This is a genomic window from Chelativorans multitrophicus (assembly GCF_011317445.1).
Lineage (GTDB): Bacteria > Pseudomonadota > Alphaproteobacteria > Rhizobiales > Rhizobiaceae > Chelativorans > Chelativorans multitrophicus.
Genome location: NZ_JAAAPL010000001.1, coordinates 1,130,676 through 1,146,818 on the forward strand (window position 1 = coordinate 1,130,676; position 16,143 = coordinate 1,146,818).

General features: G+C 60.4%; 10 protein-coding genes. 7 read left to right on the forward strand and 3 right to left on the reverse strand.

Features of this window, described 5'->3' with window-relative positions:
* Positions 1–16: 16 nt before the first annotated feature.
* From GNP00_RS05520 to GNP00_RS05530, 3 genes are all read right to left on the reverse strand, one after another.
* On the reverse strand, positions 17–2,872 hold the full coding sequence (locus tag GNP00_RS05520) for an FAD-binding and (Fe-S)-binding domain-containing protein (RefSeq protein ID WP_011579753.1): 2,856 nt from the start codon (positions 2,870–2,872) through the stop codon (positions 17–19).
* A gap of 47 nt (positions 2,873–2,919) precedes the next feature.
* Positions 2,920–3,774: a 3-mercaptopyruvate sulfurtransferase gene (gene sseA, locus GNP00_RS05525; RefSeq protein WP_011579752.1), complete on the reverse strand. Its 855-nt coding sequence runs from the start codon at positions 3,772–3,774 to the stop codon at positions 2,920–2,922.
* A 321-nt stretch (positions 3,775–4,095) separates the two neighbouring features.
* A complete protein-coding gene (locus tag GNP00_RS05530) occupies positions 4,096–4,989 on the reverse strand; it encodes a LysR family transcriptional regulator (RefSeq protein WP_041544439.1) in 894 nt (297 codons plus the stop codon).
* A gap of 205 nt (positions 4,990–5,194) precedes the next feature.
* Here GNP00_RS05530 and GNP00_RS05535 point away from each other — a divergent pair, with 205 nt between their 5' ends.
* The 7 genes from GNP00_RS05535 (at position 5,195) to GNP00_RS05565 (ending at position 16,124) form a co-directional block, all read left to right on the forward strand.
* Entirely contained in the window at positions 5,195–6,874 is a 1,680-nt protein-coding gene (locus tag GNP00_RS05535) for an ABC transporter substrate-binding protein (RefSeq protein WP_011579750.1), read from the forward strand.
* A gap of 76 nt (positions 6,875–6,950) precedes the next feature.
* Complete coding sequence (locus GNP00_RS05540; protein ID WP_011579749.1) at positions 6,951–7,985, forward strand: ABC transporter permease; 1,035 nt, start codon at positions 6,951–6,953, stop codon at positions 7,983–7,985.
* Complete coding sequence (locus tag GNP00_RS05545; RefSeq protein WP_011579748.1) at positions 7,982–8,833, forward strand: ABC transporter permease; 852 nt, start codon at positions 7,982–7,984, stop codon at positions 8,831–8,833. Before GNP00_RS05540 ends, GNP00_RS05545 begins: the two co-directional genes overlap by 4 nt.
* Position 8,834: 1 nt before the next feature.
* The gene (locus GNP00_RS05550) at positions 8,835–9,803 is read left to right on the forward strand and encodes an oligopeptide/dipeptide ABC transporter ATP-binding protein (RefSeq protein WP_011579747.1); all 969 of its coding nucleotides are present in this window, start codon (positions 8,835–8,837) and stop codon (positions 9,801–9,803) included.
* On the forward strand, positions 9,800–10,783 hold the full coding sequence (locus GNP00_RS05555; protein ID WP_011579746.1) for an ABC transporter ATP-binding protein: 984 nt from the start codon (positions 9,800–9,802) through the stop codon (positions 10,781–10,783). Before GNP00_RS05550 ends, GNP00_RS05555 begins: the two co-directional genes overlap by 4 nt.
* Before the next feature lie 29 nt (positions 10,784–10,812).
* Complete coding sequence (locus GNP00_RS05560) at positions 10,813–14,628, forward strand: hydantoinase B/oxoprolinase family protein (RefSeq protein WP_246263704.1); 3,816 nt, start codon at positions 10,813–10,815, stop codon at positions 14,626–14,628.
* Positions 14,625–16,124, forward strand: a complete 1,500-nt coding sequence (locus tag GNP00_RS05565; protein WP_011579744.1) for a M81 family metallopeptidase — start codon at positions 14,625–14,627, stop codon at positions 16,122–16,124. The genes GNP00_RS05560 and GNP00_RS05565 overlap by 4 nt, the downstream gene beginning before the upstream one ends.
* The last annotated feature ends 19 nt before the right edge of the window (positions 16,125–16,143 follow it).

Genomic DNA, 16,143 nt, shown 5'->3' on the forward strand with positions numbered 1-16,143 from the left:
GGTGAAGTCAACGGCGTCACGGGCGGGGCTCAAAAAGATCAACGTGCAGGGGGGCCGTTTCGTCGGCTTGCGCATCGCGCTGTTCTTCCGGCCGGCTGCACCATTCCAGCAGATAAGCGATGGATTGGTAGTGACGACCCGAATGAGCCGACAACCCGATCTCGCAGGTCCGGCTGGTGGAGTAACCCGCATTGCAATCGTCCGGAATCTGCTCACGGAGGAGCCGCAGCGCACTGGTATTGAGTTCGGGCCTGTTGAAGCCCTTGTCGCCCGCAAAGCCGCAGCATTCGATTTCCTCGGGGATCACGAGTTGCTCGGCACAGGCGGCCGCCAGGCGAACGAGCTGCGTGTCCTTGCCGAGCTTGCGTGTGCTGCAGGCGACATGAAGCGCGACCTTTTCCGCCTTTTGATGAAGCTTCAGCTTGGGCAATACCATCTGTTCCAAGCCTTCACCGGTATCCAGTATCCGCAGGCCACCTCCTTCATGGGAGGAAAGCAGGGTGGCCGCGCAGGGGCTCGTATCGCAGATGATCGGATCGGCGCCGCCACGACTGGCCTCCACAAGCACGGCTTTGAGACGGGCAACGCTTCCCGCGGCTTCTTCGAAGAAGCCTTTGCCGCGGAAAGGCATGCCGCAGCAGCCAGCCTTTGTGGCGCCCACCAAGTCGACCTCGTAGCCAGCACGCTCCAAAAGGAGCTTCATCACATGCCAAAGCTCCTCACGGTGTGGAGCGCCTCTTGCCGGCCCCATCACCGAACTCACGCAGCTGGCAAAGAGCACGACCCTCGGGCGCGAGGACGAGGGTGCTTTCCCGATCCGCGGGGGAGCCGCGGCCGGCCGCGGCATGAACCGCGTCCAGGGCGGCACAAGGCCCCCTGTGACGATACGGAGCATCCGCGCAAGCCTTTCCAGCGCCGACGGGCCAAGCAGGGCATGCGCCATATCCGCAAAACGCAAGGCACCCCGCGCGCAGCTCATGACGAGCGGGAGATGTTTCCGCACCTGCCGCGCCACAAATTTTGCTACCGCACCGTGTTTCCTTGCGCGCTGGAGGCGCATCATCTCGCCCGTGTCGATGCCCACCGGACAGTTGCGCGCGCACAGGCCGTCTCCGGCGCAGGTTTCCACCGCCTGATAGGCGTAGGACGCCGCAAAGGGACCGGTCTCCCCTTCCCTTCCCGCCATGGCGCGCGTCGCGGCGATGCGCTGGCGGGGCGTGAGAGAAAGGGCGCGCGAAGGACAAACCGGCTCGCAAAACCCGCATTCAATGCATTTGTCGATCACGGGGTTCACGGACGGCAGTTGCTTCAAATCGCGAAGATGTATGCCGGGATCGTCGCAAATCACGACACCTGGGTTGAGCACACCCTTCGGATCGAAAATCGCCTTGATGCGGCGCATCAGTTCATATGCGCGCGTCCCCCATTCCAGCTCGACGAAGGGCGCCATATTGCGGCCGGTGCCATGTTCCGCCTTGAGCGAGCCGGAGAACCGCACGGCAACAAGCCGGGTTACGTCCTCCATGAGGGCGGCATAGCGGGCAATCTGCTCCGGCGTTTCGAAAGATTGTGGAAAGACGAAATGTAAATTTCCGTCCAGCGCATGCCCGAAGACGATGGCATCAGCATAACCGTGGCCATCGAGCAGGCAGCGCAGCGCGATGGCTGCGTCTGCGAGATGTTCGGTGGGAACCGCGACATCCTCCACGATCACGGTGGTTCCCGTTGGCCTCATGCCGCCGACTGACGGTAGCAATCCCTTGCGCACGTTCCAATAATTCGCATAGGTCGATGCGTCCTGCGCGAATGAGATGGGCGTGAGCAGATCGAATCCCCGGAGCGCCTCTCCGACCGCCTTTTCCTGCCCTTGAAGCTGGATGCTGTCGTCAGCGCGCAGGTCGACCAGGAGCGCGCATACCTGCTGCGGCAGGTTTGCGAACGACTGCGGAATGCCGGGCTTGCCGATGACAGATTGCAGCGAGGCATAATCCATCAGTTCGACAGCCGAGACGGGGGTGGACTTGAGGCGGGCAGCCGCTGCACAGGCATCACGCATGTCACGGAAAAGGATCAGTGCCGCTGACTTCTGCTTTGGATCGGGCACGGTTGCCAGCGTAAGCTCGCTCATGAAGGCCAGGGTTCCCTCAGAGCCGATCAGGAGGTGCTGCAGGATGTCGATCGGATCAGCATAGTCGACGAGCGCGTTTATCGAATAGCCGGTCGTGTTCTTGATGGCGTATTTCCGCCGAATGAGCGCGACGAGTTCGGCGTCCTCCTGAACTTCGCGGGCAAGCGCGGACAGCGCATCGAGCATCGCGCCATGGCTCTTGGCGAATGCGGCGCGGCTTTCGGGATCGGCCGTATTTAAGGAGGTGCCGTCGGCGAGCACGATGCGCATGGAGTGAAGTGTGCGATAAGCATTCTGTTCGACGCCGCAGCATATGCCACTCGAATTGTTGGCGGCGATGCCGCCCATCATGGCGGCACCGATGGATGCCGGATCGGGGCCGATTTTTCGACCGAAGCGGGCGAGCCGCGCATTGACGTGGCCGCCCACCATGCCGGGACCGACCTTCACGAGCTTCGTTTCCGGCGCAAAAACAAAACTGCGCCACCCATTGTGGTCCAGCTTTACAAGGACGGAGCTCGTGACCGCTTGCCCCGAAAGGCTGGTGCCAGCGGCGCGAAAGGTGATGGGCACGCGGTTCTCGCTTGCCGCGCGGCAGACATGCGCAACTTCTTCCTCGGCATTCACCAGCAGGACGGCGTCCGGAACGAGCTTGTAGCAGCTGGCGTCGGTGCCATGTGCAATCCGGGAAAACCGGTCGAGGAGAATGCGTTCGGCAGGCAGAACCTGCCGAATGGCAGCCATGAAGGCCTCAAATGCCGCTGCCCTTGCCGTTTGCGGGCTTTGCGCATTCATGCGGGCTCAACCGGTGTGGAGCCGGGCAGTCCCCATTCGGCCCACGCGCCGTCATAGACGGCTACATCCTCCTTGCCCAGGAGATGGAGCGCGAAAACCAGCGCGCATGCCGTTACGCCGGAGCCGCAGGACGCAACGGCTGGACGGGAGAAGTCGAGCCCCGCCTGCAGAAAGGCCGCGCGAAGCGCCTGCGGCGATTTCATTTCGCCAGTCGCCGGGTCGGTCATCAGATTGAAGGGAAGATTGAGACTTCCGGGAATATGGCCGGACCGAAGTCCGGGACGCGCTTCCTTCTCTTCCGCGTGGAAGCGGGCGGCGGAGCGCGCGTCAATCACTTGCTCCGCTCCGGTGGAAAGATTGGCGAGCAGCTGCGCTTTGTCGCGTATCTTCGCAGGGTTAAAGCGGGCCACAAAATTTGCGCGCGTGCGAGACCTCACTTCGTGAGTGACGGGCCGGCCCTCCGCCAGCCATTTTTTGAGCCCGCCATCCAGAATGGCGACATTCACATGGCCGAAGGTGCGGAACATCCACCAGGCGCGGCCTGCCGACATCAGCCCCGGCGTGTCGTAGATGATCACCGTGTGTCCATTCGAGATGCCGAAGGCGGAGGAGTGCTCGGCAAAGACCTCCGGAGGCGGAAGCATGTGCGGGAGCGGGTTCTTGTGATCGGCGATCGCATCAACATCGAAAAATTGGGCGCCGGGAATGTGGCGTTCGGAAAAATCCTCCTCAGCCGTGGGCGCCACGCCGGGAAGCTTGAAGGATGCGTCAAGCAGGACCAGATCGGGATCGTCGAGATGAGCGGCAAGCCATTCCGTTGTGACAAGTGAACCGTTCTGCTGCCGCTGCAATGAAGACCTCCTGTTCAATGCGCAAACCATTTTCAAGATGACTGGCGCGACCGTCGGCCGAGCACAATTTTGCATATATTGCAAATTTTTGCTCGCATGTTTAGCTATTTGGATATCAAACCTGACTATTGGATGCAATAGGTTTCTCGCATATTGCTTATATAGCAACAAAAAATATTCGATACTGCATCTTGCGCTTTCGCTGGTTGAAGCGCTCAGGCAGCAGCAACATACTGATGAATCGGCCGGATTAGGCCTGGTACGGCAGCCGAATCCGCCTTCGATCGCGATTAGACGCAAGGGGTCTATCAAGGCGTGGAACTAACCATTGAGATAGTTGCTGCTGGCGACGCGAGCGATCGCCGCCACTCGTTCTGGAAGCGGATCCTCATGATGCCCGGCATAGATCGCGTGATAGGTCATTGGCGCCAGCTTCTCGCCGATCGGTAGTAGGATTAGCTCTTTAGAGCTGATCAGGGGACGAATGATGCATTCGGGAAGGTAGGCAATCCCAACCCCTTCGCGCACAAGATGGATGATTGTCGGAAGTGAGTTGGTATTGAAGACCCGGTTCTCTAACGGAATGGCGTGTCTACCGAGGAGCGCTCTCAACGATTGGTCTGGAACCGATCCCACGGAATAACTCACAATCGGGCAGTCCTCGATATCCGCTATTGAGGTAGGCGGGGAGGAAAAACGACTAGCCGGACTGCCGACCCACACGCAATCAAAGGTTCCAAGTTCGACCGCATAAAACCCGTCGCTTGCGGCGCTCCCGACACCGAACGCCAAGTCAAGTTCCCCGTGTTGAAGCTGTTGGTAAAGCTTGGGCGTTGCATCGACCGTTAAACTCAATTTCAACATGGGGAACGCTTCGCGCATCAACTTGGCAAAATCCGGAAACCAAGTGTGGATGATGGTATCTATGATGCCGATCGAAACGCTGCCCTGGATGGCGTCCGGGTGGCTCACGTCAAGTACAAAGGCTGACGCCAAATTTACGATCCGTTGGGCCTTGGCGAAAGCAACACGCCCCTCCCGCGTCAACGTTACGGAGCGGGAGTTTCGGTCCAGCAACTTCACCCCGAGTTCTGCCTCTAGAGCGCGAATTCGGTTCGAGATTGCCGCTTGGGTACTGTTAAGCCGTTCTGCCGCTGCGCTAAAACTCCGCAAGCGCGCCACCCACACAAACGTCTCCAAAAACCGTGTGTTCATTCGCCCGCTTCCTAAGCAAGAAACCAACTCAGACGCTGTCATCTATTCAAATTCCTGATCACAAGGCCACATTTTTTGTCGTTTGCGAAATGATTGGGTGCCTCGTTAGAGTGACAATGCCTACCCGACCGACAGCGCCGCCTTGTGTTGCGGTCGTGGCGCCAAAACCTCTGCCTCGGCAAGTTGGGACGGGAGGAAACTCTAAATGGGGAACGAAGCCATGACGCATCAAAGAAATGCACTGGGCTCTGGCAACTCGCTTAATGCAGGATCGAGCCGCCGCCAGTTCTTGAGAGGGCTTGGTATTGCTGCATCTGTTGCAGCCACTGGGATTCCATTCCAGGTGCAAGCAGCGGAAGACGGAAGGCTACTGCGACTAACCGGTACGGTTGGCGATCCTGATCCTCATCGGGCCACGGACATTCCGGGCTCGATCTTGATGTTTAACCTGTACGATTTTCTTGTCCGTCCCGCCCAGGGCGGACAGATCCTGCCGGCCCTGGCGGAGTCATGGTCGACGTCCGAAGACGGTCGGGCATACACCTTCACGCTCCGGAACGACGTGGTGTTTCACGACGGAGCCAAGCTGACTGCGGCTGACGTCGTCTTCTCACTCAATCGCATCAAGACAATGAAACGCGGGTTTTCCGCGCTATTCGACTTTGTCGAAAGCGTCGAGAGTTCCGGCGATTATGAAGTCGTCTTCCGGCTACGGGAGCCTTATTCGCCGTTCCTCAGCAGCCTTACCCGCTTGGCGATCGTCAACAGCGCGCTGATCCGGGCTAATTTAGCCGACGGCCAGTATGGCGACATGAAGGATTATGGGCAGGCGTTTCTGGGGCAAGCCGACGCAGGGTCCGGGCCTTACACGCTCGCGCAGCACAACCCTCAGCAGGAAACAGTCCTCACCCTGTATCCGTCCTACCACCTCAAATTGGCTGAAGATGTTCCAAGCGAGGTACGGACCCTCTACAGCATCGACCCGGCGACGGTTCGCACAATCGCAAGCCGGGGCGAGCTTGAACTGACAAGGGTCAGCCTTCCACCGGAGATCCTGGCCTCACTGGCGAGATTGGATGGCGTGAAACTCGGCCAAGATCGCGGCACCGATATGATGCAGTTCAAGCTGAACATGATGAAGGCACCGACTGACGATCTGGAGTTCCGCCGCGCCGTTAGCCTAGGATTCAACTATGAGGCTCTCTACAGCTTGCTGGATATCGCAGGCGTAAGCTCCGGTATTCCCGCGAGAGGTCCTATCCCGCAAGGTGCCATGGGCTACAGCCAGGACGTGCCGATCATGAAGCGTGACCTTGAAGGCGCGAAAGCTGCGCTGGCGCGGTCGAAATATGCCGGCGACGGTGCACCACCATTGACCGTGTTGTGGGCAAGTGAGTTTGCCCAGGTCCAAAAATATGCGCTGCTCTTTCAGAGCAGCATGGCTGAAGTGGGGATAAAGGTGGAGTTGTCTCCGGCACCTTGGGCGCAGTACCAGAAAATGATCACGACCGCGGAAACGACGCCTAACGTCTGTATGCTCTATGTCGGGCTAACCACGCCCGATATCGACTCGTTGTTCTGGCCCACCTACCACTCCTCGGCCGCAGGCACATACAACTCCATGCAATGGCTGCAAAACCCGGAAATCGACGAGGCTTTGGAGCGTGGCCGCGAAATTCTAGATCCGACGGCGCGGACAAAGCATTATCAGGAGTTGGCAAAGAAAATATCCGATCTGTATCCTGCAATATTTGCCTATGACCGAATAAACGTGGTCGCAATGAATAAGCGTCTCAAAGCTCCGGCTTTGGAAGATCTTAATCAGAGCATCCCCGTCTGGGGCGGAAACTACCAGTTCCGTATGATGGACATTTCTCGCGCCTGATTCATCAAGCACCGCGTCGGGCGCCCGCAATCGTGCGCCCGCTAGCGGTTAGTAAGAACTCCGGAAGTTCTCATCCATGTTGTCTATCCTGCGCAGGTATCGCTTTATCGCCGGTCGGTCGGGCCACGCGATCGTGGTGCTGACAGGCGTCTCCATACTTGTGTTTGTATTGGCTCGTGCCATTCCGGGGGACCCGGCACGGCTGGCGCTCGGCCCTTCCGCTTCAAGCGAGCAGGTCGCCCAGTTGCGGCTGGACATGGGTCTCGATGAGCCATTGCTCATCCAATACTATAACTTTGTAACCAACGCCCTTCGCCTCGATTTCGGTGTGTCTATTTTCACAAACCGGGCAGTCAGTTCAGACCTGGCGGCAACGTTGCCTGCCACGGTCGAACTGGTCTTGGTGGCCGGTCTGATCATGATCATCGGAGGGCTGTGGCTTGGTGCGGTCAGCGCACGCTATCGTGACCGCTGGCCCGACAATCTTTCGCGAATGGCCGCCCTTTGCTCCGTGGCAATGCCAAACTTCGTCTGGGCCATTCTTCTGATGCTGGTGTTTTCCTACTGGCTGGATCTCCTGCCGGCAATCGGTCAGCTCAGCACCGGGGTGCCCAAGCCGCCGCCAATTACGGGACTGCTGATCGTCGATGCGATGCTGCGCGGACAATGGTCGGTCGCCGGCGATGCACTGTCGCACATAATCCTTCCAGCCTTCGCACTGTCCCTGCCCGGCTTGGCGCAGACGATCCGCCTGACAAGGACGAACATGATCAATACTTATTCCAGGCCGTTTATCGAGTTCGCGAGAGCATACGGGTTTTCCGAGCGGCAGATCGCATATCGCTGGGCGATGCGGCCTTCGCTTGTGCCGACGCTGACCCTCGTGGGGATGAACATCGCCGTCCTTCTCGGCAACGCCTTTCTCGTCGAAACGGTTTTCGGGTGGCCGGGCATGGCAAAATACGGGGTCGAGGCGGTTTTGCGCAAGGATCTCAATGCTGTGGCGGCCGTCGTGCTGGTGATTTGCCTGGCTTTCATCCTCATCAACGCGCTGGTCGATGCCGTGATCATCTACGTGAACCCGAAACTGCGGGCGCGGAGATCCAAATGACGACTCGCCTCGCCATCCCCATTGCCCTGCGCCGGTATTCGCGCAATCCCGCCTCCCTTATCGGCGCTGCAACGGTTCTCGTCGTTGTCGTGGCCGCAGTCCTGGCGCCTTACATCACCCCTTTTCCCGAGCACGCCGGTACGTTTGTCGACTTCGCAAATATGGGACAGCCTCCAAGCAGCGTGCACCTCCTAGGCACCGACCTGATAGGGCGAGATATTTTTTCGCGCATTCTCTTCGGCTTTAGGAGTTCGCTTCTGCTCGCCGTCATCGTCCTGTCCATCGCGGTGAGCTTCGGCACGTTCGTGGGGCTTCTTGCGGGATATGGAAGCCCGGCGACGCGAACCGTGCTGATGTATGTCATCGACATTTTCCTTTCGCTCCCTTCGCTGTTGCTGGCGATGGCGATCATCGGCCTATTCCGCCCCTCGCAGATCGTCGCGATGATGGCTGTCTCCGTCGTCTGGTGGCCGTGGTACGCGCGCTTGGTGGGAAATCTCGTCTGGTCGATCCGTCGCGAAGGCTTCGTTCTTTCGGCAGAGCTCGTCGGTGCATCAAAGGCGCGGATCGCATTGCTGGAAATCCTGCCCAACTGCATTCCCTCCCTGCTGACCAAGGCCAGCATAGACATGGGCCTTGTCGTGCTGCTCGGTGCAAGCCTGAGTTTCGTGGGGCTTGGCGCCCCTCCGCCCCAGCCGGATCTGGGCACGATGGTTGCCGAAGGCGCGAGCTATCTACCCGAATACTGGTGGCTGTCCATCAGCGCGGGGTTCGCGATCTTCATTCTCGTGATCGGCTTCAATCTCGTTGGGGATGGGCTTCAAGACCTATTCGACGCGGAGCAATGACGTGGCGAATATAATTGAAATCAAATCGCTTTCCGTCGACTTCCGCAGTGTTGAGGGCACGATACACGCCGTTCGCGACGTGAGCCTTCACATCGGTGCCGGCGAACGGGTCGCCGTGGTCGGGGAATCCGGAAGCGGCAAATCCGTTACGGCACGGGCGATCCTTGGCCTGCTGCCGCACCGCACCGCACGCTCCTCCGGAAGCATCCTGTTTGAGAATACCGAGATCCTGAACAGCCACCGTTCGGATCGGCTTCGCGGCCGCGACATCACGATGATCTTTCAGGACCCCACCGCCGCGCTCAACCCGATGTTTCGGGTGCGGGAACAGTTCGCGGCTGTGCTGGCTCGCGGCGCCGCAGATCCCGCAAAGGGAGATCCGTCTGAGCGGATGAACGAAGCGCTCCGGCAAGTTTCCATCACGGACCCCGAGCGTGTCCTTGACAGCTATGCGTTTGAACTGAGCGGAGGACTTAACCAGCGCGTTATGATCGCCATGGCGCTGGCCAACCATCCGCGTCTGATCCTAGCCGACGAACCCGGCACCGCGCTCGATGTCACTGTCCAGAACCAGACCCTCAAGATCATGCGGGACCTGACCGAGCGCCAGAATTCATCGGTGCTTCTGATCTCCCACAATCTCGGTGTGGTACGCAGCTTCGCCGACCGCATCTACATCATGTATGCCGGATCCATCGTTGAGGAAGGACGGACCGCGGACGTCTTCCGCTCGCCCCAGCACCCTTACACTCAAGCGCTGATCAATGCAGTTCCGAGGCTCTCCGCCAGGATCGGGCCGAAAGGCATACCTGGAAGCGTGCCTTCCGCGAGAAGCGACATCAATGGCTGCGCTTTTGCGCCCCGCTGCAAATTTTCGCGCCCGAATTGCATGAACGGGACTATCGGTTTGCGTGGAGCGGGGCAACACCGCGCTGCATGCGTCTTGCTGGACGAGGTGGCGGCGCCATGACCATACCGTTGCTTGAAATTCGCGATCTCCAGAAGACCTTCCCCGTTGGTGGGCACAAGGTCCATGCCCTCGATTGCGTTAGCCTTTCCGTGCCGGAATTCGAGACTCTTGCCATCGTGGGCGAGTCCGGATCGGGCAAGTCTACCCTGGCCAATATCATTGTAGGCGCCCTCGGTGCCGATGCCGGTTCCGTGACCTTTGACGGCGTCGAGCTCCGACCCGACCGAACCGCGGCGCAGCGCCAACAGATCAGCCTGGTGCAGCAAAACCCCTATTCCGCACTGAACCCACGCCGCAGCATCGGCAGCGCGATCGAGCTCCCGCTGATCGTACATGGTGTCGGCACGCGCCACGAGCGGCGTGACCGGGTGGAAGAGCTCCTTCAGATGGTTCAATTGCCGTCCGATTTCCGGACGCGGTCCCCCGCCTCCTTGTCGGGAGGTCAGCGGCAGCGGGTCGCGATTGCACGGGCGATCGCGACCAATCCCAAGCTTCTGGTTCTGGACGAGCCGACCTCCGCGCTGGACGTTTCGGTTCAGGCGCACGTGCTCGATCTCCTGGCCAGCCTGCAGCAGCGGCTTGGCTTGACCTATATCTTCATCACGCATGATCTCGGCGTCGTCCGGACGTTCTGCAGCCGCGTGGCGGTGATGTATGGCGGACGCATCGTCGAAATGGGACAGGTCGACGAGATATTCGGTCGCCCCCGGCATCGCTACACGACCAACCTTCTCAGTTCCGTGCCGACGATCAGCGAGGAAGACGAGGCTGCCAAACCCGCATGGCCCTGGGCCAGTTCTCCCGTCTTTCCCGATGGCGGACCGAACGACTGCGGCTTCCTTCCACGATGCCCCTTCGCCACCGAGGAATGCCGCGGCGCGGTGCCGCCAATGGTCGAGGTGTCTCCCACCCATCGGCATCGCTGTGCCGTGCCCAACGTCATCGACACCGTCGGTGTCCCGATCGATTGCTCCGTCTGAGCGTAATCACCATGCAGAAAGTCACGACTATGCCAAAGAAATTTCGCTGCGCGTTCGATATCGGAGGAACCTTCACCGATTTTGTCCTGCTGAACACGGTCACGGGCGAGGTCTCGCTTCACAAGCGTCTGTCCATGGCGGACGATCCGGCCGGTAACGCGCTCGACGGAATTCGTGATCTGCTACAGCGCGCCGGTAGCGACTTTAGCGAGATCGCCGAGATCGTGCATGGCTCCACCATCGTCACCAACCTGGTGATCGAGCGGAAAGGCGCGCGGACCGCTCTTCTCACCACGCGAGGATTTCGCGACATTCTGGAGACTGGCACGGAGCAGCGATACGACATCCATGACATTTTCCTGCGCTTCCCCGAGGCAATGGTCCCGCGGAGCCGGCGAATAGAGATTTCGGAACGGATCGGAGCGGATGGCCATGTGGTGCGTCCGATCGATCTGGATGAAGTCGAAGCGGCTACCGCGCGAGCGGTGGAAGATGGTGTCGAATCCATCGCGATCGTGTTTCTTCACGCCTACCGCAATCCACAGCATGAGAAGCTGGCGGCCGAGCGTATCCGTGCCGCTTTCCCCGGGCTCTATGTGACGACATCCAGCGAGGTCGGCGCGGAAATCCGCGAGTATGAACGGACGACAACGACAGTCGCCAATGCTTATGCGCAGCCCGCCGTCGCTCCCTATCTCGAAAAGCTTGTCGACAGGCTGCAGGAGGCCGGTTTCTCCGGCCAATTCCTCATGATGCAGTCTTCCGGTTATCTCGCCTCGGTGGACATGGCGAAGCGCCTGCCCGTCCGGCTCCTGGAGTCAGGCCCAGCGGGCGGCGCGCTCGCGGCCGCGCATTTTGGTGCCCAGATCGGTCATGGCGACCTTATCGCCTTCGACATGGGCGGCACCACGGCAAAAGCCTGCCTGATTCAAAATGGGCGGCCCGACATTGCCCCGATGCTGGAGGCTGCGCGCGAGCATCGTTTCACGAAGGGCAGCGGCATTCCCATCCGCAGCCCCGTTGTGGATCTAATCGAGATCGGCGCCGGAGGCGGCAGCATTGCGGGCTTCGACGAACTCGGGCTGCTGAAGGTCGGGCCGCAGAGCGCGGGCGCCACGCCTGGTCCCGCCTGCTACGGACGCGGCGGGGGTGATCCGACCGTTTCAGACGCCAATCTTCTGCTTGGCTATCTCGGCGCCGACAGCTTCCTTGGCGGCTCCATGAAGCTTGATGTCGCAGCGGCCGAACGGGCATTTCAAACGATTTCAAGCGCCACTCCGCGCAGCAGCGCGGAGGCGGCCTGGGACGTTTACAACGTGGTTTGCGAGAACATGGCGGGAGCGGCCAGGGTCCATGTGGTCGAAAAAGGCCGCGATCCGCGCGATTTTGCGCTGATGGCGTTCGGCGGCGCCGGTCCGGCCCATGCGGTTCGTGTCGCCAAGGCGATCGGCATCGAGCGCGTGATCATTCCCCCCGCTTGCGGCGCAGCCTCCGCGCTCGGCTTCCTGTCCGGCGCAGTCGCACATGAGGCCGTGCGCTCCATGCCGATTGCGCTATCGAAGGCCGACTGGCCCTTCGTCAATCGGGCCTTGCGGGAATTGGAAGCCGAGGGGATCGAGCTGTTGCAGACGGCGGGCCTGACGTCCGAGCAGGTCACCATCATCCGGGAGGCGGAAATTCGAATCCTGGGCCAAATCCATAACATCCGGATCATGCTGCCGGAGGGCGATCTGGACGTTGCGCAGGTTCCCCGGCTTGCCGACGCGTTCGCAGCCACCTATTCGCGGCTCTACGGCCGCGCGCCGATAAGCCTCAACCTCGAGATCCTGAGCCTGCGCGTCACCGTCAAGGGACCGGAGCGGCCTCTGGGGCGCACACACCTTGCGAAAGCTGCCTCGGATGAGGCCGGGCAAACCGCCCGCCCGGTCTGGTTTCCAGAGTTTCGGGAATATCGACAGACGCCGGTCTTCAAGCGCGGCGCGCTGCAGACCGGACAACGTATCGTAGGACCGGCGATCATCGAGGAGGCGGAAGCCACGACCGTCATCGCTCCCGGCGACGTCGTGGAGGTCGATACGTTCGGCAACATGGTCGTATCGGTGGCGCTTGAAAAAGATAAGTCCATGCGGCGCCCCGCCGCCCAGGATCCCGACGCGGTTGCTGCCTGGTTGCGCGAAGACGCGGCAAGCCTTGAGATACTCTGGAGCCGGCTGGTCACCATTTCGGAAGAATGCTGGCAGACCGTCATCAGAATGGCTTTTTCGCTGATCATAGGAGAATCGCAGGACTTCGCATGCGAAATCCTGGATGAGAACGGCAATTCGCTGGCACATTCACCGCGGGCGATGCCGGTTTTCAACATCTCCCTGATGACGACGGTCAAGTCCTTGCTGGAAGTCTATCCCAAGGAGACCCTAAAGCCCGGCGACGTCCTGATCACGAATGATCCTTGGAATTGTGCCGGCCACCTCTTCGATATTGCGATCGTCACGCCGGTCTTTCACGGCGGAAGGATCGTCGCGTTCCTGGGTTCGATTGGCCATGTGACGGATATCGGCGGCACCAAGGACCGGCCGAGGGCCCGCGAGATCTATGACGAAGGGCTGCAGATCCCACCGATGAAACTCTACGCGGCGGGGGTGCGCAACGACGACCTGGTGAGGATCGTGACGCAGAACGTGCGTCATGCGCAGCAGGTTGTCGGCGATATCGAGGCGTTGGTGACCGCCAACGCGCTGGGGGCGGCGCGACTGTCCGAATTCATGTCCGAGTATGGGTTCACCACACTCGCGCCTCTGGTGGACGTGATCCAGCAGAAGGCAGAGGACGCCGTGCGGGCGGAGATTCGCGCGGTGCCGAACGGAACGTACAGCTCTGAAGTCAAGTTCAGCGTGTCCGACAGGGACCTGACGATCCCCATTAAGATCGACGTCCACGAAGATAGTATCGAGGTCGATTTCGAGGGTTGCCCGGAACAACTGGAGTACGGCGGCGCCAACTGCACCATGACTGTGACCAGGGCAGAGACCCTATTCGCCCTGAAGTGCATCTTTTCGCCGAAAATCCGTGCGTCCGCGGGGTGCTACAAACCCTTCACCGTACGCGCTCCCGAGGGATCCCTGCTGAACTGCACGCGTCCGGCGGCCGTGGCGCTGCGGCGGTTGACGATGTGGCAGTTCGTGGGCGCGATCTTCCGCACGCTTTGCGAGGCCATCCCTCACAAGGTGCAGGCCTATACTGCGCTGCCGACCCTGATAGACCTTTATGGGAAACGTGACGACGGCGAGCTGATGAACGACCATCTGTTCCTGGGTGGCGGCCAAGGCGCCTCGGCCCGTCAGGACGGCAAGTCGGGAATGATTTGGCCCACCAGCGCGGCGGCGACCTCGATCGAGATGGTTGAGGCCAGGCTACCCGTGCTGGTCGAGGAGAAGATCCTCGTCAGGGATTCGGGCGGTGCTGGCCAGTACCGGGGAGGACTGGGACAGCGTATCAAGCTCAGACGGACGGCCGGTGAGCAGCCATTCTACGTCAACGTCTACCCTGAAGGATCGTATGTTTCCTCCGCCGGGCTTCTCGGCGGCGGGAGCGGTGGAAAGATGAGGGCCTTCCTACACACCGCCGACGGAAAGTCGGAGGAGTATCTTTCCGGTAAGGCGATACGCCTCACCAGCGAGGCCGAGCTGGTGGAGATACTCGTGGGGGGCGGGGCCGGCTATGGCCAGCCGGCTGACCGTGATCCTCAACTTGCCGCGCGCGACATTCATGAAGGCTACACGAGCTCGCGGCAGGCGCCTGGAAAGGATTGCACCGTCCAACAGCCAAAAGGGAGGGCGGTCGCATGATCCGGCGTGTTGCGGTTGGCGGTTTCCAGCATGAGAGCCACTCCTTCGTGACCCGCACCACGCGCCTGGAGGATTTTCTAAAACCGGCAGGCTTCCCGCCCTGGTCAGGCCCCGAAACGATGATCGATGTGCTGAAGGGGACGACGACCGCGGCGGCAGGCTTCATCGACCGTGCCGAAGCGCTCGATATTCAGATCGCGCCGTTGGAGTGGTGCCTCGCCATGCCGGCCGGCCCGATCGAAGATGCCGCGTTCGAAAGGATCGCCGCAGCTCTTTGCAATCAGCTTGCGCGGCTGATGAAGGATGATCCGCCGGACGCTCTGTTTCTTGACTTGCATGGCGCGGCAATGACCCCTCGCTATCCTGATGCCGATGGCGAGCTGCTACGCCGTATGCGTCTTGTCCTGGGCGACAGGCCGCTCGTAGCAACGCTTGATCCGCATGCCAATGTCACGCGTTTGATGATCGATAGCGTGGATCTGCTTGTACCTTATCGCACCTACCCGCATATCGACAAACGCGAGTGCGGATCGCTTGCGGTAGATCTCATGCTCGAACGCGCGGCGGCCCCCGGCGGATGGGCGAAAGTCTTCCGGCAAATCGATTTCCTTATTCCATTGACGGCCGAATGCACCACCACCGCTCCGATGCAAGATATCATGGGCGATCGAATCCGTATCGCGGCCAGTCTTGGCGTTAAGGAACTCGCCTTTTGCTTCGGGTTTCCCTATGCGGACTTCCCCGATTGTGGGCCATCCGTTGTCGCCTTTGGTCCAGACCCGCGGGCGGCAAGCGCTGCTGCGGAAGAACTGTCCCGAGCAGTTGAATCGCGTGAACCGCAGTTCCGCTACACCGGCCTGCCAGTCGAAGAGGCCGTGAAGTCTGCCATCAAGGCCGCTGCCCAGACAGCGAAACCCGTCGTAATCGCCGATGTACAAGACAATCCCGGCGGTGGCGGCCACGGGGATACGGTCGGCTTGCTGGCGGAGATGGTCCGTCAGAACGCGACTTCAGCTGTGTTCTGCCTGATTAACGATGAGGAGTCGGCGAAACAATGCCACTTGGCAGGCGTCGGCGCGCGAGTGGATTTGCTGCTCGGCGGTAAATCGGATGGCAATCCGCTTGAAGTATCCGCAACAATCGAGAAGCTAACCGATGGCCGGTTCACGATGACCGGCAAGGTTGCCGGTGGAAATCAAGCCGACCTCGGTCCCAGCGCGCTGATATCGATTGCCCCTGGCCTGCGTGTCGTCGTGACGAGCCGGAAGACGCAACCCTACGATCTCAGCCTGATACGGCACTTCGATCTCGACCCTTACGCGTGCAAGATTATCGCGCTGAAATCCTCTGTGCATTTTCGGGCGGATTTCGCGCCGTTAGCGGAAGAAATCATAATCGCCAAAGCCCCGGGACCAGTAATCGCCGATCCGGCGGAACTGCCGTTTAAGAACCTCAGGCCGCAAGTGCGGCTGGCACCGAACGATTCCGGGGAATGACAATGAGCGGCATAGGTCG

Coding starts and splice junctions, on each gene's coding strand:
- GNP00_RS05520 (WP_011579753.1), bottom strand. CDS start 2,872: ATGGCTGCCATTCGGCAGGTTCTGCCTGCCGAACGCATTCTCCTCGAC.
- GNP00_RS05530 (WP_041544439.1), bottom strand. CDS start 4,989: ATGAACACACGGTTTTTGGAGACGTTTGTGTGGGTGGCGCGCTTGCGG.
- GNP00_RS05535 (WP_011579750.1), top strand. CDS start 5,195: ATGGGGAACGAAGCCATGACGCATCAAAGAAATGCACTGGGCTCTGGC.
- GNP00_RS05540 (WP_011579749.1), top strand. CDS start 6,951: ATGTTGTCTATCCTGCGCAGGTATCGCTTTATCGCCGGTCGGTCGGGC.
- GNP00_RS05545 (WP_011579748.1), top strand. CDS start 7,982: ATGACGACTCGCCTCGCCATCCCCATTGCCCTGCGCCGGTATTCGCGC.
- GNP00_RS05555 (WP_011579746.1), top strand. CDS start 9,800: ATGACCATACCGTTGCTTGAAATTCGCGATCTCCAGAAGACCTTCCCC.
- GNP00_RS05560 (WP_246263704.1), top strand. CDS start 10,813: ATGCCAAAGAAATTTCGCTGCGCGTTCGATATCGGAGGAACCTTCACC.
- GNP00_RS05565 (WP_011579744.1), top strand. CDS start 14,625: ATGATCCGGCGTGTTGCGGTTGGCGGTTTCCAGCATGAGAGCCACTCC.